Origin of the sequence: Marinomonas sp. KMM3893 (genome assembly GCF_004352855.1) — a bacterium.
Classification (GTDB): domain Bacteria; phylum Pseudomonadota; class Gammaproteobacteria; order Pseudomonadales; family Marinomonadaceae; genus Marinomonas; species Marinomonas arenicola.
The window spans coordinates 511595-537179 of record NZ_SJSC01000003.1; the positions used below are offsets into that span (position 1 = coordinate 511595).

The following is a 25585-nucleotide window of genomic DNA, read 5'->3' on the forward strand; positions in this document are numbered from 1 at the left end:
TGTAGTATGGCCTGGAATGAACCGGGTAATAACGACAAGGACCCATGGAATCCGGATAAAAACCGTACAGATGGGGATCGCCCAAACGACGGTCGTGATAAGGATTCCAATAGTAATGACCCATGGGGTCGTCAAACAGGCAGTGGCAATGATCAAAGTCCGCCTGATCTTGACGAAGCTTTTAGAAAGCTTATGGGGATGCTAGGCGTCAAGAAAGGCCGTAAAGGCGGTTCTGGCGGTGGTGGTGATTCTGGTTTTTCTGGAAAATTTGGTAGTGGCTTAGTTGCCATCGTGTTGATCGCTTTGCTTGGTTTATGGGCAGCGTCAGGCGTATACCAGGTGGATCAGCAAGAGCGTGGTGTTGTTCTAAGATTGGGTAAGTACTACGAAACAGTAATGCCTGGTCTACATTGGAATGCGCCATTAATAGATTCTGTTAGTAAGGTGAACGTGACAAAAGTACGTTCTCATGATCATAAAGCGCTGATGTTAACGGTTGATGACAACATTGTTGATGTAAGTGTTTCTGTGCAGTACTCAGTAGAAAATCCAAAAGATTTCCTTTTGAATGTGCGTGATCCTGAAGAGTCTCTTGCTCAAGCGACAGAAAGTGCTTTGCGCCATGTTGTTGGTAGTTCTGAAATGGATCAGATTTTGACGGAAGGTCGTGAGTTGCTTGCGTCAGAAGTTAAGGTGCGTCTACAGGATTACAATAATGCTTACGGTACCGGTTTATTGATCTCTAAAGTTAACGTTGAAAACACGCAAGCGCCAACGCAAGTGCAAGAAGCGTTTGATGATGTTATTAAAGCGAAAGAAGATGAATTGCGTGTTCGTAATGAGGCGGAGTCTTACGCTAATGGTGTGATTCCTGAAGCGCGTGGTAAAGCACAGCGAATTCGTGAAGAAGCCGAAGCTTATCGCTCTGAAATAGTGGCGCGTGCGAGTGGTCAGGCCGATCGTTTTGATCGCCTCTACCGTGAGTATGTGAAAGCACCAGATGTGACGCGTCGTCGTCTCTATATCGAAACAATGGAATCTGTTTATAAAGATACCAATAAAGTCGTTGTGGATACAAAAGACGGTAACAATATGATGTACCTGCCTCTAGATCAGTTGATGAAAAATCAAGCTTCAGGAAGCAAGGTAGACGTTAAGTCTCTTGATTCTGGCAGTATTGGCACGATAACGGATCAAGTAATTGATGAGATTCGTAAGCGCCAAGGTACGACGGTAAATAGACAGGGGAGAAACTAATGAAAGGACTTTCTTTTTCAATTCTATTTGCTGCACTGATTGCCATTTTGGTTGCGTCTCAGACTTTGTATGTCGTGAAAGAGACTCAGCGCGCTGTCGTGCTTAAATTTGGTGAGATTGTTGAAGCGGATGTTCAGCCGGGTCTTCATTTTAAGATCCCTGTTGTAAATGATGTGAAGAAATTTGATTCACGTATTTTGACAATGGATTCTCGTCCACAGCGTTATTTAACACTTGAGAAGAAAGCGGTCATCGTTGATTCTTATGTTAAATGGAAAATTGAATCGGTTGCTAAGTTTTATCAGGCGACTTCAGGTGATGAATTTGTGGCTAACCGAGTGCTTTCTTCTCGAGTAGATACAGGTTTGCGTAACCAGTTTGGTGAGCGCACCATGAATGAAGTGGTTTCTGGTCAGCGTGATCAGTTGATGACAGAGCTTCGCGATAATTTGGATAAAGTAGCTCAGTCTGAGTTGGGTATCAAAATTGTTGATATTCGAGTTAAGCGAATCGAGTTACCGCCAGATGTGAGTGAGTCTGTTTACCAGCGTATGAGAACGGAACGTGAGCGTGAAGCACGCGAGCACAGATCGAAAGGTCTTGAGTTGGCGGAAGGTATCCGAGCGGATGCAGATCGTCAGCGTGTGGTTCTTGAAGCGGAAGCTCAACGTGATGCGGAAATGATTCGCGGTGACGGTGATGCGCAAGCGGCTGCTATTTATTCTAAAGTCTACAAGCAAGATCCAGAGTTCTACGATTTCTATCGTAGTCTTCAGGCTTACCGAGATAGCTTCTCTGGTAAGAAGGATTTGTTCGTGCTTAAACCTGATAGCGAGTTCTTTAAGTATTTGAATAGTTCTACTCCTTCTAAGTAAGGATGAATTATTCAGCAATATTGGATCGTGAAGCCTATTTGTTGAAATAGGAAACATGGTACTATTACACAAACCGGGTCCTGCCCGGTTTTTTAATGGTCAAAATAAAGAGAGTCTATGCAGGAATTGTTGCAGTCGCTGCTTATTGGCGTCAGCCTGTTATTGATCGCCGAGGGAATTTTGCCGTTTTTAGCTCCTCAGTTATGGAGACGAATCATGGTGAAAGCACTCGCGAGTTCCGATGTGAATTTGCGTATTCTGGGTGTGGTTAGTATGTTTCTTGGATTAATGCTCCTTTTACTGACTCGAAGCTAAGAGGATATAGTTTAATGACATTAGCAGACCGTTGGTTGCTTCCTGAAGGTGTGGATGAGGCGTTGCCTGAACAGGCCGCTAAAATAGAACATCTTCGAAGAACCCTGCTGAATCTCCATGAAAGTTGGGGTTATCATCTTGTAATCCCACCTCTCTTAGAATACCTAGACTCCCTCCTTATCGGTGCAGGCTCAGACCTAGAAATCGAAACATTTAAGGTGATTGACCAATTATCTGGTCGTCTTATGGGCGTGCGTGCAGATTTTACCTCGCAGGTTTCTCGAATCGATGCGCATTGTCTTAAAGGTGAAGGTGTTCAGCGTTTGAGTTATTGCGGTAGTGTGTTGCGCACTATGCCAGCAGGCTTGGATGGTACTCGTAGCCCAATACAGCTGGGTGCAGAATTATATGGTCACGGTGGATTAGAGAGCGATATCGAAGTCTTGTCTTTGATGTTGGAAACGCTTTTTTCTGCGGGACTATCAAATCTAGTGTTAGACCTTAGTCACGTTAATATCGTGCGAGGTGTGTTGGCCGCTTGTGACTTGACCGATGATCAAGAAAGTAAGCTGCTTGAACTTTATAATGCTAAAGATCTTCCTGAGCTTGATGCTTTTGTGAAACATTTAGACGTGGCTCAAGAACAGTCTGAGTGGTTGGTGCTTTTGCCTCGCCTGTGTGGCGGTGTTGAAGTGTTGAAAACCGCTGTTCAAGGGTTAGGCGGTATCAGTCAGTCGATTGATGATGCGCTGGCGTTGCTAACGAATGTGAGCACCGTCGTTGCTCGCCGCTATCCTAGTATAGGATTGCATTTTGATTTGAGCGATTTGGTGTCTTATAGCTATCACACCGGATTGCTTTTTGCGGCTTACGTTCCAGGGCATGGTAACGCCATTGCTCGAGGTGGTCGCTATAACAATATTGGACAAGTTTTTGGTCGTTCTCGACCAGCAACTGGCTTTAGTACTGATGTTAAAGCCTTGGTGGCACTGGCCAATATTGACGTTGTGGCGCCAAAAACTGTGTTGTCTCCTGTCTGCGAAAGTGATGATTTGTGGTTGAAAGTGAATGCATTGCGAGCTCAGGGATACCGAGTGATTGAGGCGTTGGACGATGGTTGTGTAGACGCCATAGATTTTACGTTAGTGTTTGTTGATGATGCTTGGCAGCTTGTGTCGGCCGAACAATAGATTTTCTTTAAGAACTATCAAGATGAGACCTGATATTATGGGTAAAAATGTCGTTATTCTAGGCACCCAATGGGGTGATGAAGGCAAGGGTAAAGTAGTTGATCTACTTACTGAAGATGTTGCAGCGGTAGTGCGATTTCAAGGTGGCCACAATGCGGGTCATACCTTGGTTATTGATGGCAAAAAAACAGTTCTGCATTTGATTCCTTCTGGTATTTTGCGTGAAGGCGTTCAGTGCATCATTGGTAATGGTGTTGTGCTGTCTCCTGCTGCGTTGAAGAAAGAAGTGCTTGATCTTCAAGAACAGGGTGTGCCTGCGGTTGATCGTTTGAAAGTGAGTGCGGCTTGTCCGTTGATCCTTTCTTACCATATCGCAATGGACCAAGCTCGCGAGCTTGCAAAAGGCGAGAAAAAAATTGGTACAACGGGTCGTGGTATCGGGCCTGCGTACGAAGATAAAGTAGCGCGCCGTGCGATTCGTGTTGGTGATTTGCTGGATCCTGAGCGTTTTGCTTGTAAGCTGAAAGAAGTGCTTGAGTACTATAACTTCATTTTGACAAGCTACCATAAAGTTGAGCCTATCTCTTACGACGAAGTCTACGCGGAAGGTTTGGAAATGGCGGACTTCTTGCGCCCTATGGTTGCGGATACGATTTCCATTTTGCATGACTTGAGAAAGTCTGGCGCCAACATCATGTTTGAAGGTGCGCAAGGTTCATTGTTGGATGTGGATCACGGTACTTACCCTTATGTGACGTCTTCCAATACAACCGCTGGCGGTGCCCCTGCAGGTACTGGCTTCGGTCCTTTGTATCTGGATTATGTTTTGGGTATCACCAAGGCTTACACAACGCGCGTTGGTTCAGGTCCTTTCCCAACTGAATTGTTTGATGAAGATGGCGAGCGCCTTGGTACTCGTGGTCATGAGTTTGGTGCAACAACAGGTCGTTCTCGTCGTTGTGGTTGGTTTGACGCTGTGGCGCTTCGTCACGCAGTACAGATCAACTCAGTATCTGGCATATGCTTAACTAAGCTGGATGTACTAGACGGTTCTAGTGTGATCAAGGTATGTGTGTCTTACGCTGACGCCGATGGCAATCCAGTGGTTGGCTCTCTTGTTGATAGTGAAGGCTATGAGCAAGCACGTCCTGTTTATGTTGAACTTCCTGGTTGGAGTGAATCGACAGTGGGTGCGCCAAACTTTGAAGCGCTGCCTAAAAATGCACAAGACTACATTCGCTTCTTAGAAGAGCATGTAGGTGTGCCTGTTGATATTATTTCGACGGGTCCCGATCGCAACGAAACTATTGTTTTGCGTGACCCTTTCAAAAGCTAATTGCTTGTGAAATAGACAAAAAAGCCGCTGATGCGGCTTTTTTTGTTTGCTTTTAGTGAGAAGGAGTCATTTATTAGTATGAATTGTAAATAGAGTGAAAATGGGGGCAGGTCTTTATTTATCCCTAAGGTAATATTTACAATTGATATTACGGACGCACTTGCGTCGTAAGAGAATGAATCTATTTAAAAGAGATAAGGTAATTATGATGAAGTTATTGTTAGCGGATGATGATGCACGTTTGTCTGATTTGATCAAAGAGTACTTTGATGGTGAAGGTTACCAGGTTGCTCACGCATGGAATGGTCGTGAAGCGTTGGAGTTAATGGCAGCTGATATGCCTGATATTGTGATTCTAGATGTCATGATGCCTGAGTTGGATGGGTTTGAAACACTCAAACAGATTCGTAATAAAAGTTCTGTGCCCGTTATTATGTTGACGGCGAAAGGAGACGATATTGATCGTATCCTAGGTTTGGAAATGGGGGCGGATGATTACTTGTCTAAGCCGTTTAACCCGCGTGAATTGTTGGCTCGTATTAAAGCCATCTTGCGTCGAGCTAGCCAAGAGAAAGAAGACGATCCAACGGCGGATATCGAGTTGTCGGGTGTGCTTTTGCGTCGTAAAGATCGCAGTGTTTTCTTGGAAGGTGAGTTGGTTGAGCTGACTACGTCTGAATACACCTTGCTTGAGTGTATGTTGATGGCGCCGGGTCAGGTATTGACTAAGCAAGAATTGTCCGAAAAAGCCTTGGGTCGAAAGTTAACAATGTATGACCGTAGTTTGGATATGCACATCAGTAACTTGCGTAAGAAAATTGGTAATCTAGAGAATGGCGATCCTAGAATCAAAACAGTACGCGGTGTGGGTTATATTTTTGTAGCAAGTGAACAGGGCGTTTAATAGTTTATGAAGAGTACTTTTTTGCGCGTGTTTCTGGTGGTTCTACTTTCTAATACTGTGGTTGTAAGTATTGGTTTGGGAATTGTTGAATTTGTCCAGAAACATAACCAGGTGTCTGCTGATTTATTAGGTGATATTGGTGTTCAACTGGTAGCAGGGTACGAAAAATTTGGTTTAGCGGCGTTAAAAGGGGAGGCGGAAAAAGCGGAAAAACGCTTGTCTGGTAATATTTATCTTTACCAAGAAAATGGTCGTCCCTTGCTTAAGCCGCTGCCAAGAAATTTCCGTGAAAACGACACAAGTGGCACGACGGCAGGAAGCGCGTTGAGTAAAGGCGCTAGAGCGGACGGGCGTCCCGCTGCGGATTTCTTACACAGTCAGTTTATCCAGGTTATTGGTGCGAATAACGTCCAATACCTATTAATTTTTAGACCGAACCCTGAGATAGACTCTTTGGCGCCTGGGTTGGTGATTGCATTGTCATTATTGGGCTTGTTGGTCTCTAGTGGGGTGTTGGCTTACTGGTTGCTTGGTCCATTGTTGAAACTGCAACGTGTGGCTCGGCTATTTGGTCAAGGGGACATGTCGGCGCGGGTAGAGGATAAGCTTGCAAGGCGCAGTGATGCGGTAGGTAAGCTGGCGCAAGAGTTTAATGAAATGGCGGTGCGCATTGATACCTTGCTGTCATCCAAAGAGCGTTTGATGCGCGATGTTTCTCACGAATTGAGAACGCCGCTGGCTCGGATGGAAGTGGCTTTGACGATCGCAGAAGATAAGTTCGCTGTCGAGTCGCAGAAAAGTTACCTTTGCCGAATTCGAACTGAGCTTCATGAGTTGGATGAGTTGATTGGGCAGGTGTTGACGCTCAGTCGTCTTGAAGCGGCGGCATTGAGTAAAGAAACGGTGCACTTGCAAGAATGGCTGGATGAAATTGTTGCTGATGTGAGTTTTGAAAGTCAGCTTAAGGGCATTTCGGTTACCAAGTCTGGCACCTTGCCAAAAACCTTATTGGGCGACCCTTTGCAGTTGCGTCATGCGATTGAGAATGTGCTGCGTAATGCGTGTTTCTACGCGGGTGAGGGTGGCATTATCGAGGTGGCCACGGAAGAGAAAGGGGGGAATGCCCTTATCTTTGTACGTGATAATGGCCCTGGTGTGCCTGAGGAAAAACTCGAAAAAATATTCCATGCTTTTTATCGCTCGTCTGAAGCGCGCGAGGCAAATAGCGGTGGTTTTGGTGTGGGCTTAACCATCTCTAAACGTATTATTCACGCTCATAATGGCTGTATCGAGGCGAAAAACCGACCGCAAGGCGGCTTAGAAGTCTGCTTTAAAGTGCCTTTGGTTTAGTGTTTATTAGGCTTTCTTGCAGGGCTTTTGGGGCGCTTGCAAGAAAGTGCTTGTTATTCTGCGGCGAGGTCAGTAATATGCGCGTCGCAAGTTGGCTAGGCAGTCGCCGCCTCGTAAGAGGGGGAGGAAAGTCCGGGCTTCGCAGGGTAAAGTGCCAGGTAACGCCTGGGGGGCGTGAGCCTACGGAAAGTGCAGCAGAAAATAAACCGCCTAAGTAGTTTACTACCGGTAAGGTTGAAATGGTGCGGTAAGAGCGCACCGCGCGACTGGTAACAGTTCGTGGCAAGGTAAACCCCACTTGAAGCAAGACCAAATAGGAACTCATTGGCGTGACCCGCGCTGAGTTCGGGTAGGTTGCTAAAGACGTGCAGTGATGTACGTATTAGATGAATGACTGTTCACGACAGAACCCGGCTTATCGGCCAACTTGCTTTTTTTCCCCTTCTTTTTTTGTAATACCAATCCCAACGCGTTGAATCCCTTGCTTGAGACAGAGCTTGTCTTTTTTGTGCGTTTTTCTCTGAAAAATCTCCTCTAATGCGTCTTTACGGAATCATTGCATCTATTTTTGCTTATTTTGGGCATTTTTTTTTACTCTTTTTAGCAAATGGTGTTAAATTGTGGGATAAAGTGTCGATAAGTGGGATATGGCCGTGTTTCGTGGAATTCATCAAGTGAGTGTGGATGCAAAGGGGCGTATGACGCTTCCGGCCCGCCTACGTGATGAACTTGCTCAATACGAAGAGGAAGGTGTCGTCGTCACTATTGATCCAGCGTCAAAGTGTTTATTGCTTTATCCATTGATTGAGTGGGAACAGATCCAGCAAAAATTGGATAAGTTGCCAAGTTTTCAGCCACAGGCAAGACGGCTTCAGCGACTTTTGGTTGGTCATGCTACAGATTTAGAAGTGGATAAAGCGGGAAGGATTTTATTGCCAGCCCCATTGCGTGATTTTGCCGCTTTAGATCGCAAAGTAACCTTGCTTGGGCAAGGGAAGAAATTAGAAATATGGAGTCAAGATGAGTGGGAGTCCCAGCGCGACGACTACTTATCTCAAGAATCACTCGATGAATTGCAACCAGAAATTATGATGGATATCTCTTTATGACAGACGCGACCTCAAAACATATCAGTGTGATGTTAAATGAGTCGGTAGATATGTTAGTGACCAACACTGACGGACTGTATGTCGACGGGACATTCGGGCGAGGTGGTCATACGCGCCTAGTGTTAGACCGATTGAACGACGGTAAATTATTGGGGTTTGATAAAGACCCAGTGGCAATTGGTTTTGGTAAAGCGCTGGAGTCTGAAGATTCGCGTTTTACGATTGTACAAGACACGTTTGCGGCCATGGCTGAGCACATTAATGAGGTGTTTGGTGTCGATAAAGTCGACGGCATTATGATGGATTTGGGCGTTTCTTCGCCCCAATTAGATGACGCTGAACGTGGTTTTAGTTTTATGAATGATGGTCCGCTTGATATGCGGATGAACCCTGATAAAGGGATGAGTGCGGCTGAATGGATTGCGGTTGCTGGGGAAAAAGAAATTGCCGATGTGATGTATCAATACGGCGAAGAACGTTTTTCGCGACGCATCGCCAAAGCCATCTGTGAATACCGTTCCCACACGCCAATCATCACTACCTTACAGCTTTCTAAAGTCGTGGCGGAAGCCAACCCAGCTTGGGAGAAAGGAAAAAATCCTGCGACCCGAGCCTTTCAGGGTATTCGAATCTTTATTAATAACGAGTTAGGGGATTTGGAAACCGGATTAGAAGCCGCAACCGAGTCTTTAAAAGTCGGTGGTCGTTTGGTGGTGATTAGTTTCCATTCTTTGGAAGATCGCATCGTAAAACGCTTTATGAAATTGAAAGCGAAAGGGCCTGAATTGCCACGTCATTTGCCGATTCGTAATGCGCATTTAGACATTAAATTTAAAACCATTGGTAAGGCGATTAAACCTTCAGAATCGGAAGTGAGCGACAACGTGAGATCGCGCAGTGCGGTGCTTCGTGTGCTGGAGAAGATAAGTGATTAAGCAACGTTTTTCTCCTTGGCCTACCAGCCTCGGTGTTGTTGTTTTAGCCATGATATCTATTTTAGTTGTTGTACAAGTTTATGATTTCAGGACAGATTTTTCTCATCTTCAAGCGTTAAAGAAAGATGAGGTGAATTATGAGGTTACATGGGGGCAGCTGTTGTTAGAACAAAGTGCTCTGACTCAGCCGAGTCGATTAGAGCAAGCTGCCATCAAGGATTTACACATGCATTCCCCCACTCAGGATGAATTAATAATAGTTAAACCATGAATATTGAAAACGGTTCTCACCGTCCAGGAAAATGGCGTTTTAGGTTTGTGTACGGCATTGCGCTAGTATTATTTCTAGTCGCAGGCGGCCGTCTTTTTTACCTGACCGTTGTTGATAAAGAATTCTTGCAGAATCAGGGAGAGATGCGTGCGGTGAGAAGTGAATCTATTCCTGCGACAAGGGGGATGATTCTCGATCGCCGTGGTGAGCCGTTAGCGGTCAGTACGCCAACATGGACCTTGATTGCCAATCCAAAAGCGCTTTGGAATATGGAGCAGGACCCACAGCAGGGGAAAACACCGAGTCAGCAAATCAAGCATTTGGCTGATGCTATGGGGGTTGGGCGTGCTTGGTTGCAAGACAAGTTTGAGAGCAACAAAAATCGCTCTTACATGTATTTGAAGCGACAAGTTGCACCTCATGAAGCGGATCGGATCATGGCTGCTCATGTGGTGGGGGTTAGCAAAACCCGTGAATACAAACGTTTTTATCCTGCCGGAGAAGTGGCCGCTCAAGTGGTTGGCTTTACCAACATTGATGATAAAGGCCAAGAAGGGATAGAGCTTGCTTATGATAAAGCGTTACAGGGAAAACCTGGTAAGCGCACCTTCCTAAAAGATTTGAATGGCAATGTGTTGCGCTCTATCGGCGAAGATGAGCCAGAGCGTCCTGGTCAAAATATAGAATTAAGCATTGATCTGCGTTTGCAATACCTTGCCTACAGAGAGCTGAAAGCGGCGGTGACTGAGCATAGAGCCACATCGGCGTCTGCGGTGATTTTGGATGTGAAGACCGGTGAGATTTTAGCCATGGTCAACCAACCATCTTATAACCCAAATGATCGTTCAACGTTAGAATACGACGAGTTACGAAATCGTGCCGTGATCGATTTATTCGAGCCGGGCTCCACGATGAAGCCTTTCACGGTATCGGCGGCGCTTATGTCAGGCCAATACAACACAGAATCAACCATTAATACAGCGCCTGGTTACTTGCGCATTGGGCGCTTTACGATTCGAGACGAAGGCAATTATGGAAAAATCAACTTAGAAACATTACTGGTTAAATCCAGTAACGTTGGCGCCTCTAAAATTGCCTTTTCTTTGCCTCAAGATGCCATTTGGAACATAGATTATGAGCTTGGTATTGGCTCTCCTGTTGGCATTGGTTTTCCTGGTGAAGCGACGGGAAATCTACCGTCTCATCCCAAATGGCACCCTTCTGAAGTGGCAACGCTTTCTTATGGTTATGGCTTATCGGTTTCTACATTGCAGTTAGCGCAAGCCTATATGACCTTGGCTAATGGCGGTTATCGTGTGCCGGTAAGTATTTTTAAACAAGATGGCAAGCCTGTCGGTAAACAAGTGATTCCGCGTCAAGTGGCTAAAAATGTCACGAAAATGATGGAGGCTGTCGTGCAGCGAGGCTCAGGACGAGCGGCTAAAATACCGGGTTACAGCGTAGCGGGTAAAACAGGAACCGTGCACAGGGTCGGCTCAAAAGGGTATGAGTATGATCAATACAACGCTATGTTTGCAGGTTTTGCGCCTGCTTCGAACCCACGCTTGGCCATGGTTATCATGATCAATGATCCAAAGGGTCGTCAATATTATGGTGGTGAAGTCGCAGCACCGGTTTTCTCCCGTGTGATGGAAGGGGCGCTGACGATTTTAAATATTTCACCAGACTTACCTGATGGGTTGCGTGAAGTGCGACTTGATACAAAAAAAGCGCCATATCGGGTGGCGCAAGGGAATTAATATGGCTAATTTGACGCATGCTCAGCTTCTTAATTTAGTCGGGCTTACCGTCGATGAGCCTGCCGCCAGTCAGACCTACACTCATTTAGAAACGGATAGCCGAAAAATGGACCCTAATGGGGTCTTTTTTGCCCTACCAGGGGTGACCAGTCACGGCTGGCTTTATTTAGATAAAGTGGCTGAGTTGGGTGGTCAGGTGGCTGTTGTGCCTGGGCATCTTTCATTGACCCATGATCGCTTGCAGCTGATTCATGTGGACGATCCAGCGGCCTTTCTTGTGGCGTGTCTGTATTCATTTTTCGGGCTTCCGCCAGCCGCTTTGGTGGCGGTAACGGGGACCAATGGTAAGTCTTCGATTTGTTACTACTTGGCTCAATTAGCTGAGTCTATTGGTCATTCTAGTGGTTTGATTGGTACGTTTGGGGTGGGGCCGATTGGCGCGCTGCAAGAGGCGAATCAAACCACGCCAGATCTATTGTCATTGCATGAATTGCTGATCCATATGGCGTCTAAATCGATTGATTTTGTGGCCTTTGAAGCGTCTTCACATGCCTTGGATCAAGGGCGCTTGTATGGCGTGCCGTTTCAAACGGCGGTGTTTTCCAATCTCTCTCGTGATCACCTAGATTACCATGGCACTATGGACGCTTATGCGGCTGCAAAACGTCGGTTGTTTTCTTTTCCGGGGGTGACTCGCGGGGTGTTTTGCTTGGACGATCCGTATGCTTCTTTTATGGCGCAAGGTTTGTCGTCAGACAGCGAGCGTTATTATTACAGTGAGAGCAATTCGCAAGCTGATTTTTATGCTACTTCTCTGCGTTTGGCGCCCAATGGTTGCCACTTTACATTGTGTCATCCGAACGGTGAAGATGCGGTCTTTTTGCCACTGCTGGGGCGTTTTAATATTCAAAATGCCTTGGCCGCTTTAGCAAGTTTATGGTCCACCGTAGCGGATAAAGCGCTATTGATTTCTGCGTTGTCGTCCTTGCAAGGGGCGCCTGGTCGCATGGAAAGGGTGGTGTCAGAAAAAGGGCCGGCAGTGGTTGTGGATTATGCCCATACACCAGATGCGCTAAAGGTCGCGTTGCAAGCGCTAAAAGAACATTCTCAAGGGCGTTTGGTGTGTGTATTTGGGTGTGGTGGTGATCGCGATAAAGGCAAACGTCCCTTGATGTTGCAGGCGGCGTTAGCGTTTGCAGACAGTGTTTGGTTAACCTCGGATAACCCGCGCACCGAATCCCCAGAGCAGATTATTAATGATGCGCTTGCTGGCGCACCTGCGTCAGAGGTGAATGTTGATGTGGATCGTGCCAGTGCGATTGCAAAAGCCATTGAGACCGCTTCGCGTGGCGACATTATTTTGATCGCGGGCAAGGGGCATGAAACGTATCAGGATGTGAATGGTGTAAAGCATCATTTTGACGATAAAGAAGAAGCGGCAAAGGTGCTAAATGGCTATGTTGATTAAACTTTCCTTGTCTCAAATCGCGAGTCTTTGTGGCGGTGTGCTTATTGGGGAAGATCAAGTCATTAAGGATGTGGTTACTGATACTCGCAAGATTCATGGCGGCTGCTTGTTTGTTGCCATTAAAGGTGAGCGCTTTGATGGGCATGACTATGCGCAATCGGCTATGGATCAAGGCGCCATCGCCGTGCTGTCTGAAAAGGATATTTCGGTGTCGAGTTACATCAGAGTGGCGTCCACTGTAGCGGCTTATGGGCGCATAGCGAACGCCATTCGAGAGGCTTTTACTGGCACTGTTGTCGCGATTACGGGAAGTAACGGTAAAACAACCGTAAAAGATTGGCTGGCTCAATCTCTTGACGAAAAAAATGTGCTAAAAACACGCGCTAATTTGAATAATCAGATTGGTGTGCCGCAGACCTTGCTTGAACTCACTGGTGATCATGATGCGGCTGTGATTGAAGCGGGCACCAGCTTTCCTGGCGAAATTAAAAAGCTGGCGGAAATTATCCGTGCCGATGTGGTGATTTTAACGAACGCCAGTGGCAGTCATTTTGAAGGCTTTGGTAGTTTAGAAGGGATCGCGGTTGAAAAAGGTGAGCTGATTTCAGCCGCTAAAGCGACAGCGACCATTATTTTAAATGCCGATGACGCTTATTTTGATTATTGGAAAACGCTGGCCAATCAGCGTCGAGTTTGCTCCTTCGGGTTTACTGAATCCGCCGATTTGTATGCTCACGATCTGGTGTTAGAAGCAGAATCGAGCCGTGCAACTTTTACTTATCAAGGGGAGAGTGTGGCGGTTTATGTGTCTGGCGCTGGGCGACATTTGGTGGCGAATGGCATGGCTGTGGTATTGGCGTTGATGGCGCTGGGCATGAGCTTGAAAGACGCTGTTGCTAAGTTAGCGCAACCTGTTCAAGTGCCCGGTAGAATGGAGCGCTTGTTGACAAAAAATAAGGCTCTGTTAATCAATGATTGTTACAATGCCAGCCCTACGTCTGTTGAGGCGGCCATTGATGTATTAGCCATGCAAAAAGTCGAGAAAACTTGGCTTGTTCTTGGTGCATTAGGTGAGTTGGGAGCGCAACAAGATGATATACACAAAGCACTTGGGGAATATGCTCAACAAAAAGGCATTTCCTGTTTGATCAGTGTCGGTCCGATTGCTGGATTGGCGGCTCAAGCGTTTCGCGCCAATGGCGGCGAGGCGGTTTTTTGCCAGACACACAACGAAGCGGCGTCTGTTGTTCAGGCGCTTAATAAGGCACATGCCATTTTAGTGAAAGGGTCTCGCTCTTCTAAAATGGAAAATGTGGTGAATATTTTAACACTTTAGGATGCTATTAACTCATGCTACTCCTGCTGACGGCTTATTTGAGCGAGCACCACACTTTTTTTACCGTTTTTAATTATTTGTCATTGCGCGCCATTTTGGGTGTGCTAACGGCGCTGGCGATTTCTTTGTTGATCGGGAATCGTGTCATTTTATTGTTGCAACGTTTGCAGATTGGACAGGCAATACGAAGCGATGGTCCTCAGTCACACCTGAGTAAAGCGGGCACGCCAACCATGGGCGGCGCGTTGATTATTTTTTCAATTTCCATCAGTACCTTGTTATGGGGAGACCTCACTAATAAGTACGTTTGGCTTGTATTAGCGGTTATGTGGGCGTTTGGCGTGATTGGTTGGGTGGATGACTACCGTAAAGTGGTTGCGAAAAACTCAAAAGGATTGCCTGCTAAGTGGAAGTATTTTTGGCAAAGTGTGTTTGGTCTAGCGGCCGCTTTCTTTTTGTACTTTACCGCGACCACGCCCGCCGAAACGGCCTTGTTGGTGCCGCTGTTTAAAAATGTGGCCTTGCCTTTAGGTATCTTCTTTGTCGTGTTGACGTATTTTGTGATTGTTGGCACCAGTAATGCGGTGAATTTAACCGATGGTCTTGATGGTCTGGCGATTGTGCCAACGGTTCTGGTCGGCGGGGCGTTAGGGGTATTTGCGTACCTTACTGGTAACGTTCGTTTCGCGGATTATTTGTTGATTCCTTATGTTCATGGCTCAGGTGAGTTGCTGGTGTTTTGCTCGGCTCTGATTGGTGCCGGTTTAGGGTTTTTATGGTTTAACACCTACCCAGCGCAGATTTTCATGGGGGACGTGGGTTCCTTAGCGATGGGGGCTGCCTTGGGCACCATTGCGGTGATTGTTCGCCAAGAATTGGTGTTGTTTATCATGGGCGGTGTTTTTGTAATGGAAACGGTGTCCGTTATTTTGCAGGTGGCGTCTTACAAACTGACCAAGCGGCGTATTTTTAGAATGGCGCCGATACACCATCATTTTGAGCTGAAAGGCTGGGCAGAGCCCAAGGTTATTGTGCGGTTTTGGATTATTACTGTGTGTCTTGTATTGGTTGGTTTTGCCACTCTAAAAGTGCGTTAGGAGCGTTTTATGTCGTTGATCGGGTCAGATCGGATAAGAGCCGTCGTTGGCTTGGGGGCGACAGGTCTCTCTTGTGTGCGCTTTTTGGCAAGTCAGAATATTGATTTTTTTGTCGTGGATTCCCGCGACAACCCTCCAGGGTTAGAGCAGGCTAAAGCGCTTTGCCCTGCGGATCGAATTTTTACCGGCGATTTGGCTGTGCTGGCGCGTTTAGGCGTCAATGAGCTTTATGTTAGCCCCGGTATTCCATTAAAAACCCCTGTGCTGGCGGCGCTTGCTGAAAAAGGCGTGGCCATGCGTGGGGACATCGATCTTTTCTGTGATTATGTAAATGCGCCTTTTGTGGCGATTACCGGGTCTAATGCAAAAAGTACCGTCACCACCTTGGTTGCTAAGCTTCTAGAAGCGTGTGGCAATAACGCCGTAGCAGGCGGTAATCTTGGCTTGCCTGCGTTGGACTTGCTGAGCGCGGGTGTGGATTTTTATGTGCTTGAGTTGTCCAGTTTTCAGCTGGAAACGACCCATGCATTGCAAGCGGATTTGGCCTGTTTGCTGAATGTGTCTGAAGATCATATGGATCGTTATAAAGACCTGTATGAATACCAGCGAGTCAAACAAAAAGTATATCGAGGCTGTAAGGCGGCGGTGTGCAATAAACAAGATATATTAACCGCGCCCTTACTTGCTGAGGGTGTTCCTGTGCGTGCGTTCACCACCAAGAGTCCTGATTTAAAAGAATACGGAATGCTACCGGATGACGACGGTGCTTGGCTTTGTAAAGGGGTTGAGCGACTTTACCACACGTCAAATATTGCCCTGCAGGGGTCGCATAATTATGCCAATGTGTTGGCGGCGTTGGCGATGATTGAGCTGTTAGGGCAGGATGTTCGCGCGGACGGTGTTGCTCAAGTGTTACGTGAATTTGGTGGCTTGCCACATCGTTGTGAAACGGTACGTACCCATAATGGTGTTGTTTATATTAATGATTCGAAAGGCACGAACGTGGGTGCCACGCTGGCCGCGTTGGAAGGTTTAGGAAACGCCTCTCAGAAACACATACATTTGATTGCCGGTGGTGAGGGGAAAGGGGCTGATTTTTCACCCTTAGCGAAACCTGTTTCTGACTTGGTGCAAAAAACGTATTTATTTGGCAAGGATGCGAGCGTCATTGCTAAGGCCTTGTCGGCATCGTCTGATGTCGAATTTTTTGCGACCTTGGACGAGGTGGTGGCTGCGTTGGCAGGCGAAGTGACGCCGGGCGATATTGTGCTCTTTTCGCCCGCTTGCGCCAGTTTGGATATGTACAAAAACTATGAGCAACGTGGGCAGCATTTCATCGATCTGGTTCGTGCTTTATGACCTGGTTGAAGTTCTTTGATCGTGTGACATGGCGAGAGTTTAGCCAGGTTGACTCTATTTTTATTGTTTCTGTAGTGTCAATCTTAGCGTTAGGGATTGTTATGGTGTCGAGCGCATCGATTTCCATTTCTGAAAACATGCATGGCCACCCTTATTTCTTTATGGGTCGCCAGATGCTCTATTTATTAATCGGGCTGGTTTTCGGTTGGGTGATGATCTCGTTACCTACTGATAAGTTGCAACAGTGGGGGATTCTGCTGATGGGCTTGTCGTTTCTGTTGCTGGTGTTGGTGTTGGTGCCAGGGATTGGGAAGAGCGTAAACGGCAGTCGTCGCTGGATCAATTTGGTGGTGTTTAACTTACAGGCGTCCGAAGTGGCCAAGGTCTGTATGGTGGTGTACGTGTCTGGTTATTTGGTGCGCCGTGCCGATCGAGTGCGAGAAGGTTGGGTGGGCTTTTTCTTGCCCTTGTGCCTGTGCAGTATTTTTCTTTTGTTTTTGTTGTTTGAACCGGATTTTGGTGCCTCAGTGGTCTTACTGGGTACCGTTATGGCGCTGTTGTTTTTAGGTGGCGCTCCCTTGTACCAATTCTTACTCTTGTTGGTTGCGGCTGTTTGTATGTTGGGGGTAGTGGCGGTCTCTGAAAGTTACCGGATGAAGCGCCTAATGAACTTTATTGATCCATGGGCGGACCCCTTTAATGAGGGCTACCAGCTGAGTCAGGCGCTCATTGCCTACGGGCGAGGTGAGTGGTTTGGTTTGGGGCTGGGTAATAGCGTGCAAAAACTCTCCTATTTACCAGAAGCGCACACGGATTTTGTGTTTTCTGTTTGGGTTGAAGAAACCGGCCTGCTAGGTGGCCTGTTTCTGATTGCCTTGTTTGGCATTATGGTTAGTCGAGCTTTTAAAATAGGGCATAAAGCGATGGATCTCTCGCGTCCTTTTTCAGGTTATATGTGTTTTGGTTTTTCGATTCTTATTCTGGCCCAGGTGATTATCAATATTGGGGTGAATACTGGATTTCTGCCGACAAAAGGACTGACTTTGCCCTTGATTAGTTATGGTGGTAGTAGCTTGATTATTACCCTAGGTAGTTTGTTCGTTATTGCGCGAGTGGACATAGAAAATAGGCGATATGAAGCGCAAGCCAAAGACTCTGGTCAAAAGAGTGGAACAGTAGAGAAAAAAGATGAGTGATTCTAAGCGTGTTGTCATTATGGCTGGCGGAACGGGTGGGCACATATACCCAGCCTTGGCCAGTGCTCAGCAATTTAAAGAAAAAGGCATGGAGGTCTTCTGGCTGGGTTCGAAAGGTGGCATGGAAGAGTCGCTGGTTCCACAGCACGATATTGCGATTCATACCTTGTCGATAAAAGGGGTGCGAGGAAAGGGCGTTTTGGGGCTGTTGTCTGCGCCTTTTCGAATCTTGCATGCGATTGGCCAAGCGGTGGCTTTTCTGCAAAAAATCAAACCTGCTGTGGTGTTAGGTATGGGGGGCTTTGTGGCTGGACCTGGGGCCATTGCCGCTAAATTGCTTGGCATCCCTTTGGTGATTCATGAGCAAAATGCGATAGCGGGCACTACGAATCGAATATTGGCAAAAGTGGCGAATACTCGTCTGCAAGCATTTGATAACGCATTGCCAAACGCCATCACAGTGGGAAACCCAATTCGCGCTGATATTTTATCTCAGACGGTGCGTCCGCCGAGAAGCGGCCAAGGTCGACCACTTAAGTTACTCGTGGTGGGAGGGAGTCTTGGGGCGAAAGCGATTAATGACATTGTGCCAAATGTGTTGGCGCAATGGGATGGCTCGCAACGTTTGGATGTATGGCATCAAACGGGTAAACGCAATTTTGAAGCCGTGTCAGCGTTATACGATGAGGTGGGTGTTAAAGCGCGAGTAGAACCTTATTTGGACGGCATGGAGCAGGCCTATTATTGGGCGGATGTGGTGCTCTGCCGTGCTGGTGCAATGACAGTGAGTGAATTGGCGATAGCAGGCTTGCCGTCTATTTTAGTGCCTTTGCCACACGCTATTGATGATCATCAAACCGCAAACGCTCGACACCTTGATGCGGTTGGGGCAGCCTATTTATTGCCTCAGACAGAGTTAACAAGTCAAAAAGTGGTGTCTATTCTAATGGGCTTACTTGAGAGTGAGTCGACTTTACAAAAAATGGGTGAGCAAGCAAAGAAAATAGCGCACCCTACCGCAACACAAGATGTGGTTGCGCATTGTTTAAGGTTAATAAAATGATAGTAAATAAATTTCAATACGATATTCCGACCATGCGTCGCATTCAAAACATCCACTTTATAGGTATTGGTGGCGTGGGGATGTGTGGCATTGCAGAAGTGTTGCATAACCAAGGGTATTCGGTATCAGGTTCTGACTTGAAAGCGTCGGCGACAACGGACAGGTTGTCTGAAATGGGCATTAAGGTCTATGTTGGGCATCAGGCTGAAAATGTCTTTGATGCTCATGTTATTGTCGTTTCAACGGCGGTTAATGAACAAAACCCTGAAATTATTTGGGGTAAAGACAATCGCATTCCTATTGTTCGCCGAGCGGAAATGTTGGCAGAGTTGATGCGCTATCGTCACGGTATCGCTGTGGCGGGTACTCATGGTAAAACGACGACGACCAGCCTTATGGCGTCGGTATTGGCGGCCACAGGCGAAGCGCCGACGTTTGTTATTGGTGGGCGTTTAACCAGTGCGGGCGCGAATGCGCAATTAGGAAGTAGCTCTTATTTGGTTGCTGAGGCGGATGAGAGTGACGCTTCTTTCCTACATTTGCAGCCGCAGACCGTCATTATCACTAATATCGATGAAGATCATATGGATACTTATGGTGGTGACTTCGAAAAAGTGAAGCACACCTTTATCGAGTTTGTGCACAACTTGCCGTTTTATGGTTTGGCTGTGCTGTGTGTGGATGATGCGAATGTCAGAGAGATTTTGCCGTCATTGAGTCGTCCAGTGCTGACCTACGGGATCGAGCATGAAGCTGACTTTTATGCGACAGACATAGTTCAAACTGGGCGTTTTTGTGAATTTACCGCTCACCGCCCTGAAGGCGAGCCGTTAAAAATTCGTTTGCCAATGCCGGGAATACACAACGTATTAAACGCTTTATCAACGATTGCAGTTGCGACGGATTTGGGTGTTGATGCGGCGGCTATTCAGGCTGGTTTAATGGGGTTTGAAGGGGTGGGTCGCCGCTTCCAAGAGCAAACGCCATTGGCTTTGTCGGATGGTTCCGAAGTGATGTTTGTGGACGATTATGGCCATCATCCAAGTGAAGTGCTTGCCACCATCAAAGCGATTCGAGCGGGCTGGCCAGAAAAGCGTTTGGTGATGATTTATCAGCCTCATCGATTCTCTCGAACGCGTGACTTGTATGAAGATTTTGTGCGCGTCTTGTCGCAAGTGGATGTGCTCTTGTTACTGGACGTTTACTCAGCAGGAGAGACGCCGATTAATGGCGCTGACAGCCGATCTTTATGTGGCAGTATTCGCCAACGGGGTACGGTAGACCCTGTGCACGTAGGCAGTGTGACGGATTTACGTTCTATCTTGAGCAATGTGCTTAAGAAAGACGATTTATTGATTACTCAAGGCGCTGGTGATATTGGTTTGATTTCTAAAAATTTAGCAACCAGTGGGATACAGTAAATGTCATCAAGTTTAAAAGAATCCGTTATTGCCGTGATTTATGGTGGGCGTTCCGCTGAGCGGGACGTGTCCTTGCAAAGTGGGCCATTGGTTGTTGAGGGGTTGCGTGCCTCTGGTTATCAAGTGGTGGCCATTGACTTATATGGTGCTGAAGGGCTGGATCCAGTGAAGCAGCTGCAGTCGATTGAGTTTGATCTGGCTTTTATTGCCCTTCACGGTGGCGAAGGGGAAGATGGGCGCATCCAAGCGTTGTTAGACATGATGGGTAAGCCTTATACCGGAAGCTCTCCTTTCGCTTGTGGTTTTGCGATGGATAAAGTCATGACTAAGCGCTTTTGGAAGGGGATTGGTATTGCAACGCCTGCCTACTTGTCATTTGAGGGGCAACCAGATCCTGCGGTGATTGAAGAGTCCATGTCTTATCCGCTGATTATTAAGCCGTCTCGAGAAGGGTCGACGATTGGTATTAATAAAGCGAATGATCGTACTGAGCTCTTGTCTGCGTTAACCAATGCGCTTGAGTTTGATTCGGATATTTTAGTCGAAGAGTTTGTGGATGGGCCTGAATACACGGTGGCCATTATTGATGATGTGGTGTATCCCGCTATTGGTCTTAAAGCATCATCCACCCATGAGTTGTATGACTACGATGCCAAATATTTGGCAGAAGATACTCAATATTTGTTGCCGTGTGGCTTGAGCGAGGATGATGAAGCTGAACTTCAGTCCTTGGCCTTAGAGGCTTATCAGTCGCTAGGTTGTACTGGTTGGGGGCGTGTTGATGTGATGCGTGATCAGCAGGGTGTGTTTTGGGTGTTAGAGGTGAATACGTCGCCCGGAATGACCTCCCATAGCTTGGTTCCTATGGCGGCTAACCATGTAGGGTTAAGTTACAATGGGTTGGTTGAAAAGATAGCACTGAGTGCATGGCATGGTGCGCAGCGTGATTAAATTATGAGGCTCGCCGCGCTTATTGGGGCTGTATTGTTGATCGTAGTGGCTTTATTTCAAGGGGATGATTCTCCTGATAGTTGGTTTGCGATCAAGAAGATAGATGTGAAGGGTGAGTTGAAGTATGCCTCTGCCACGGCGCTGCAAAAAGACTATCAGTCTTTGCTGGGAAAAAACTTATTGACGACATCGCTAGTGTCAATAAAGTCTATTGCTCTGTCGCCGCAATGGGTGGAAAGTGTAGAGGTACGTAAAGTTTGGCCGAATACGCTGCAGATACTTGTTCGAGAGTATAAACCTCTCGCATACTGGGGAGATAGGCAAATAATTTCCACAGGAGCGGTAGTAATATCGCCGCGAGCACTACCAGATTTGCCGCTTCCTAAGTTGTACGGACCTGAAGATACTAGCGATCTGGTACTAGAACAGTTTGGATTGATTAGTCAGGTACTGTCTTCGACGTCACTGCGCATTGAAAAACTCAGTTTAGAGCTGCGAGGAGCGTGGAATATTACTTTCACCAATGGTGTGAAGGTAAAGTTAGGAAGAGAGGAAATTTTAGAGAGATTACAACGCTTTATAGCGGTGTATAAAAGTGATTTATCGGGTAGAATAGATCAAATTAGCTCCATCGACGCGCGTTACCCTCATGGGGTTGCCGTTGCCTGGAAAGAAACAAAATAAACTTGGCCTGTTTGTTGCTTTTTTAAACAAGGTAGAGGGCGGTTCTAACAGCACTAAAATGCCGGGAAGGTTAAATGATAGTCGGTTTGGATGTAGGCACATCAAAAGTTATTTGCTTAGTCGGAGAAGTTCTGGCTGACGGTAGTTTGGAAATTGTCGGTATTGGCTCTCACAGCTCTAAGGGAATGAAGCGCGGTGTTGTTATTAATATTGAATCGACCGTTCAATCTATACAGAGAGCTGTAGAAGAAGCTGAATTAATGGCAGGGTGTAATATTCATTCTGTTTACGTGAGTGTCGCGGGAAGCCATATTCGAAGCTTGAATTCCCATGGTATTGTTGCGGTCAAAAATGGTGAAGTGCAAAAAGAAGATGTAGATCGAGTGATTGATGCGGCGCAAGCGGTACCGATTTCTTCTGATCAACGTGTTCTGCATATTCTCCCGCAGGAATATCACATTGACTCGCAAGAAGGCATTAAAGATCCTTTAGGCATGTCTGGGGTTCGCTTAGAAGCCAATGTGCATATGATTTCAGGCGCCGCGAATGCGGTGATGAATGTTGAAAAATGCATTAAACGTTGTGGTCTGGGTGTCGATGGTGTGATTTTATCGCAACTGGCGTCCAGTGAGTCTTCCTTGAGCGAAGATGAGAAAGAGTTAGGCGTTTGCTTGGTGGACATTGGTGCGGGTACATCGGATATCGCGGTTTGGCTTGATGGTGCGTTGCATCATACTGCGGTGGTACCAGTAGCAGGGGATCAAGTGACGAACGACATTTCTATGGCGTTGCGTACTCCGACTCAGCATGCGGAAGAAATTAAAGTGAAATACGCTTGCGCTATGTCTTCGCTCGCCACAGTCGACCAGGCTATTCAGGTGCCAAGTGTCGGGGACAGACAGCCAAGAACAATTTCTCGCCATGCTCTAGCAGAGGTGGTTGAAGCAAGGTATGAAGAAATTTACAGTTTAATTCAAGATGAATTAAGACGCAGCGGATACGCCGAGCGCATCCCTGCAGGTATTGTAATTACTGGCGGTACCTCTCTTATGGAGGGGGCAGCTGAGTTAGCAGAAAGAGTATTTGATATGCCAGTTCGCTTATCGGTACCAGATTGTGCTAAAGGAATGTCGGACATTGTCGATAACCCGATATATTCAACAAGCGTTGGATTATTGGCTTATGGAAGTAAGGAGGCTGAGACTGCTGAGCCCTCTAAGCAAGTTATGTCTAAGACGCAAAATAAACGAGATACATCATTGCTAGCAGCAAAAGAAACCGGGTCGTCCTTCAGTGCAGCGAAGGTGTGGCACAATGTAAAACACTGGTTTCAGAGCTACATGTAGTTAGCGTTGAGAACGAATTAATTAAGGAGCTATAAGCCCATGAACGTCTTTGATTTAGCCGATGAAAATTTATCTGATAACGCTGTTATTAAGGTTATCGGTGTTGGTGGTGGTGGCGGTAACGCTGTTCGTCACATGCTTGAAAGTCAGTTGGAGGGGGTTGAGTTTATCTGCGCCAACACTGACTCCAAAGCACTAACGGGTTTTGATACTGGAGTATCTTTACAGTTAGGTACAACGATTACAAAAGGTCTTGGAGCGGGTGCGAACCCAGAAGTTGGTCGTGATTCGGCGCTTGAAGATCAAGAAAAAATTACACAATTGTTAACCGGTGCCGATATGGTGTTTATCACCGCAGGCATGGGCGGTGGTACAGGTACAGGTGCTGCGCCGGTAATTGCTAAAGTGGCCCGTGAACTTGGTATTCTGACGGTTGCTGTGGTGACTAAACCGTTTCCTTTCGAAGGACGTCGTCGCGCAAGAGTGGCAGAAGAAGGTGTTAAAGAATTGCGTGAAAATGTCGATTCATTAATTACTGTTCCAAATGAGCGCTTATTACCAGTATTGGGAAAAAACATCTCTCTACTGAAAGCGTTTGGTGAAGCCAACAATGTTTTGTTTAATGCGGTTCAGGGTATTACCGATTTGATTATGCGCCCTGGCTTGATCAACGTTGACTTTGCAGACGTAAGAACAGTGATGTCTGAAATGGGCATGGCGATGATGGGAACAGGTTCGGCTTCTGGTGATGACCGAGCAAGAGTGGCGGCGGAAGCGGCTATTCACAACCCATTATTGGAAGACATTAACCTTAGGGGCGCCCGTGGTGTCCTAGTAAACATCACAGCTAACGAAGAAGTTGGTTTGTCAGAGTTTACTGAGGTTGGTGGGATTATTGAAGAATACGCATCAGAAGATGCGACTGTTGTAATTGGTTGTGCAATCGATCCAAGTGTTGGAGACGAGATGCGAGTTACAGTGGTTGCGACTGGTTTAGAAGGGCATTCCTCTGCAGAAATGCAGTCCGCTGTAGGAGAGTCAGTTGTTTCTCAACCAGTGCAGGCAAGTGTTGAACGTGTTGTTGAAGAAAAGCAAGTTGTTGCGCCTCAACAGCGATCAGCGTCTAGACCTGTTGCTGCTTCCTCTGCGGTTAAGCGAGAAGAAGCGGTTGAGAAAAGCTCGGACTCTGAAGGGGGCGATTTGAACGAATCTGCTTCATCAGCGAGTGGTGATAAATTGTCATACTTGGACATTCCCGCTTTTTTGCGTCGGCAAGCTGATTAGTTTGCGTAAAAAAGATGCAAGCATAAGGCGTTGAATTGTATAAAAATTGTGTTATTGATATTGTTTCTTAATTGAAAATATATCTTGTCATGTAAGTGTAGGAATCTAATGGTACGTCAACACACATTAAAAAACATTATTCGAGCTACCGGTGTAGGTCTTCACTCAGGTGAGAAGGTGTATTTGACATTAAAGCCGGCTCCTGTAAACACAGGGATAGTTTTTGTCCGTACAGACTTGGATCCAGTAGTGGAAATTCCTGGTGATGCACGCGCAGTTGGCTCAACAAATTTCGCTACGGCTTTATGCAAAGGAGATGTGAAGGTTAGTACCGTAGAACATCTACTCTCTGCTATGGCTGGCTTGGGTGTGGATAACGCCTATGTCGAAGTGAGCGCTAGTGAAGTTCCATTAATGGATGGCAGTGCCAGCCCATTTGTGTTTCTTCTTCAGTCTGCAGGCTTGGAAGCGCAAAGTGCGCCTAAGAAGTTTATTCGTATTAAGAAGCCGATTCGAGTTGAAGACGGTGACAAATACGCAACTTTAGAGCCTCATACTGGTTTTCGCTTGTCATTCACTATTGATTTTCAGCATCCAGCGATTGGTGAAGATGTTCAGCATACTTCTTTTGATTTCTCTACAACGACCTTCGTTAAAGAAATCAGTCGAGCTCGAACATTTGGTTTTATGAAGGACCTTGAGTACTTCAAAAACAACAATCTAGCACGCGGTGCTAACATGGAAAATGCCATCGTACTTGATGATTTCCGTGTACTGAATGACGAAGGCTTGCGCTACCGCGATGAGTTAGTCAGACATAAAGTGCTGGATGCAATTGGTGATTTGTATCTTCTTGGTCATAGTTTGATCGGGGAATACAAGGCTTTTAAATCTGGACATGCTTTGAATAATAAGCTTTTGTTGGCACTACTTGAGCAGCAAGAAGCTTGGGAATATGTTGTCTTCGAAGACGAAGCTCAAGCAAAACCTATTTCGTATGTTGAGCCTGCCTTCGCTGGCGCTTAATAATTGATCGAATTGCTAAAAATCGCCAAAAAGCCAGACTAAATGTCTGGCT

At 46.5% G+C, this 25585-nt stretch carries 23 protein-coding genes and 1 other RNA gene; all 24 read left to right on the forward strand.

The window, feature by feature from the left end; translation table 11 throughout:
• The first annotated feature begins 6 nt into the window (after positions 1-6).
• The 24 genes from hflK (at position 7) to lpxC (ending at position 25533) form a co-directional block, all read left to right on the forward strand.
• A complete protein-coding gene (gene hflK, locus E0D71_RS10260; protein WP_133003212.1) occupies positions 7-1257 on the forward strand; it encodes an FtsH protease activity modulator HflK in 1251 nt (416 codons plus the stop codon).
• A complete protein-coding gene (gene hflC, locus E0D71_RS10265) occupies positions 1257-2132 on the forward strand; it encodes a protease modulator HflC (protein WP_133003213.1) in 876 nt (291 codons plus the stop codon). Before hflK ends, hflC begins: the two co-directional genes overlap by 1 nt.
• A gap of 117 nt (positions 2133-2249) precedes the next feature.
• On the forward strand, positions 2250-2447 hold the full coding sequence (locus E0D71_RS10270) for a DUF2065 domain-containing protein (protein ID WP_133003214.1): 198 nt from the start codon (positions 2250-2252) through the stop codon (positions 2445-2447).
• Between the two features lie 14 nt (positions 2448-2461).
• Entirely contained in the window at positions 2462-3637 is a 1176-nt protein-coding gene (locus tag E0D71_RS10275) for an ATP phosphoribosyltransferase regulatory subunit (protein ID WP_133003215.1), read from the forward strand.
• Positions 3638-3674: 37 nt separating this feature from the next.
• Positions 3675-4973 carry an adenylosuccinate synthase gene (locus E0D71_RS10280; RefSeq protein WP_133003354.1) on the forward strand — a complete coding sequence of 433 codons (1299 nt, stop codon included), beginning with the start codon at positions 3675-3677 and terminating at the stop codon, positions 4971-4973.
• A 205-nt stretch (positions 4974-5178) separates the two neighbouring features.
• Positions 5179-5877 carry a response regulator transcription factor gene (locus E0D71_RS10285; protein WP_133003216.1) on the forward strand — a complete coding sequence of 233 codons (699 nt, stop codon included), beginning with the start codon at positions 5179-5181 and terminating at the stop codon, positions 5875-5877.
• 6 nt (positions 5878-5883) lie between these two features.
• Positions 5884-7227, forward strand: coding sequence for an ATP-binding protein (locus tag E0D71_RS10290; protein ID WP_133003217.1), 1344 nt, complete (start codon positions 5884-5886; stop codon positions 7225-7227).
• A gap of 87 nt (positions 7228-7314) precedes the next feature.
• Positions 7315-7661, forward strand: an RNA gene (gene rnpB / locus E0D71_RS10295) — RNase P RNA component class A.
• Positions 7662-7880: 219 nt separating this feature from the next.
• Complete coding sequence (gene mraZ / locus E0D71_RS10300; RefSeq protein WP_133003218.1) at positions 7881-8336, forward strand: division/cell wall cluster transcriptional repressor MraZ; 456 nt, start codon at positions 7881-7883, stop codon at positions 8334-8336.
• On the forward strand, positions 8333-9271 hold the full coding sequence (rsmH, locus tag E0D71_RS10305; protein WP_133003219.1) for a 16S rRNA (cytosine(1402)-N(4))-methyltransferase RsmH: 939 nt from the start codon (positions 8333-8335) through the stop codon (positions 9269-9271). The genes mraZ and rsmH overlap by 4 nt, the downstream gene beginning before the upstream one ends.
• Positions 9264-9542 carry a cell division protein FtsL gene (gene ftsL / locus E0D71_RS10310; protein ID WP_133003220.1) on the forward strand — a complete coding sequence of 93 codons (279 nt, stop codon included), beginning with the start codon at positions 9264-9266 and terminating at the stop codon, positions 9540-9542. The genes rsmH and ftsL overlap by 8 nt, the downstream gene beginning before the upstream one ends.
• Positions 9539-11302: a penicillin-binding protein 2 gene (locus E0D71_RS10315; RefSeq protein WP_133003221.1), complete on the forward strand. Its 1764-nt coding sequence runs from the start codon at positions 9539-9541 to the stop codon at positions 11300-11302. The genes ftsL and E0D71_RS10315 overlap by 4 nt, the downstream gene beginning before the upstream one ends.
• A 1-nt stretch (position 11303) precedes the next feature.
• A complete protein-coding gene (locus E0D71_RS10320; protein ID WP_133003222.1) occupies positions 11304-12770 on the forward strand; it encodes a UDP-N-acetylmuramoyl-L-alanyl-D-glutamate--2,6-diaminopimelate ligase in 1467 nt (488 codons plus the stop codon).
• A complete protein-coding gene (murF, locus tag E0D71_RS10325) occupies positions 12760-14106 on the forward strand; it encodes a UDP-N-acetylmuramoyl-tripeptide--D-alanyl-D-alanine ligase (protein ID WP_133003223.1) in 1347 nt (448 codons plus the stop codon). The genes E0D71_RS10320 and murF overlap by 11 nt, the downstream gene beginning before the upstream one ends.
• Before the next feature lie 14 nt (positions 14107-14120).
• Complete coding sequence (gene mraY / locus E0D71_RS10330) at positions 14121-15203, forward strand: phospho-N-acetylmuramoyl-pentapeptide-transferase (protein WP_133003224.1); 1083 nt, start codon at positions 14121-14123, stop codon at positions 15201-15203.
• 9 nt (positions 15204-15212) lie between these two features.
• Positions 15213-16562, forward strand: a complete 1350-nt coding sequence (gene murD, locus E0D71_RS10335) for a UDP-N-acetylmuramoyl-L-alanine--D-glutamate ligase (protein ID WP_133003225.1) — start codon at positions 15213-15215, stop codon at positions 16560-16562.
• The gene (ftsW, locus tag E0D71_RS10340) at positions 16559-17758 is read left to right on the forward strand and encodes a putative lipid II flippase FtsW (protein WP_133003226.1); all 1200 of its coding nucleotides are present in this window, start codon (positions 16559-16561) and stop codon (positions 17756-17758) included. Before murD ends, ftsW begins: the two co-directional genes overlap by 4 nt.
• Positions 17751-18821: an undecaprenyldiphospho-muramoylpentapeptide beta-N-acetylglucosaminyltransferase gene (gene murG / locus E0D71_RS10345; protein WP_133003227.1), complete on the forward strand. Its 1071-nt coding sequence runs from the start codon at positions 17751-17753 to the stop codon at positions 18819-18821. The genes ftsW and murG overlap by 8 nt, the downstream gene beginning before the upstream one ends.
• Positions 18818-20242 (forward strand): UDP-N-acetylmuramate--L-alanine ligase, encoded by a 1425-nt coding sequence (gene murC / locus E0D71_RS10350; protein WP_133003228.1) that lies wholly within the window; start codon positions 18818-18820, stop codon positions 20240-20242. Before murG ends, murC begins: the two co-directional genes overlap by 4 nt.
• Positions 20243-21193: a D-alanine--D-alanine ligase gene (locus E0D71_RS10355; RefSeq protein ID WP_133003229.1), complete on the forward strand. Its 951-nt coding sequence runs from the start codon at positions 20243-20245 to the stop codon at positions 21191-21193. It abuts the gene before it with no gap.
• Between the two features lie 33 nt (positions 21194-21226).
• Complete coding sequence (locus E0D71_RS10360; protein ID WP_243712015.1) at positions 21227-21877, forward strand: cell division protein FtsQ/DivIB; 651 nt, start codon at positions 21227-21229, stop codon at positions 21875-21877.
• Positions 21878-21951: 74 nt separating this feature from the next.
• Positions 21952-23223, forward strand: coding sequence for a cell division protein FtsA (gene ftsA, locus E0D71_RS10365; protein WP_133003231.1), 1272 nt, complete (start codon positions 21952-21954; stop codon positions 23221-23223).
• 39 nt (positions 23224-23262) lie between these two features.
• The gene (ftsZ, locus tag E0D71_RS10370) at positions 23263-24507 is read left to right on the forward strand and encodes a cell division protein FtsZ (protein ID WP_133003232.1); all 1245 of its coding nucleotides are present in this window, start codon (positions 23263-23265) and stop codon (positions 24505-24507) included.
• A 108-nt stretch (positions 24508-24615) separates the two neighbouring features.
• Positions 24616-25533 carry a UDP-3-O-acyl-N-acetylglucosamine deacetylase gene (lpxC, locus tag E0D71_RS10375; protein ID WP_133003233.1) on the forward strand — a complete coding sequence of 306 codons (918 nt, stop codon included), beginning with the start codon at positions 24616-24618 and terminating at the stop codon, positions 25531-25533.
• Positions 25534-25585 lie beyond the last annotated feature (52 nt).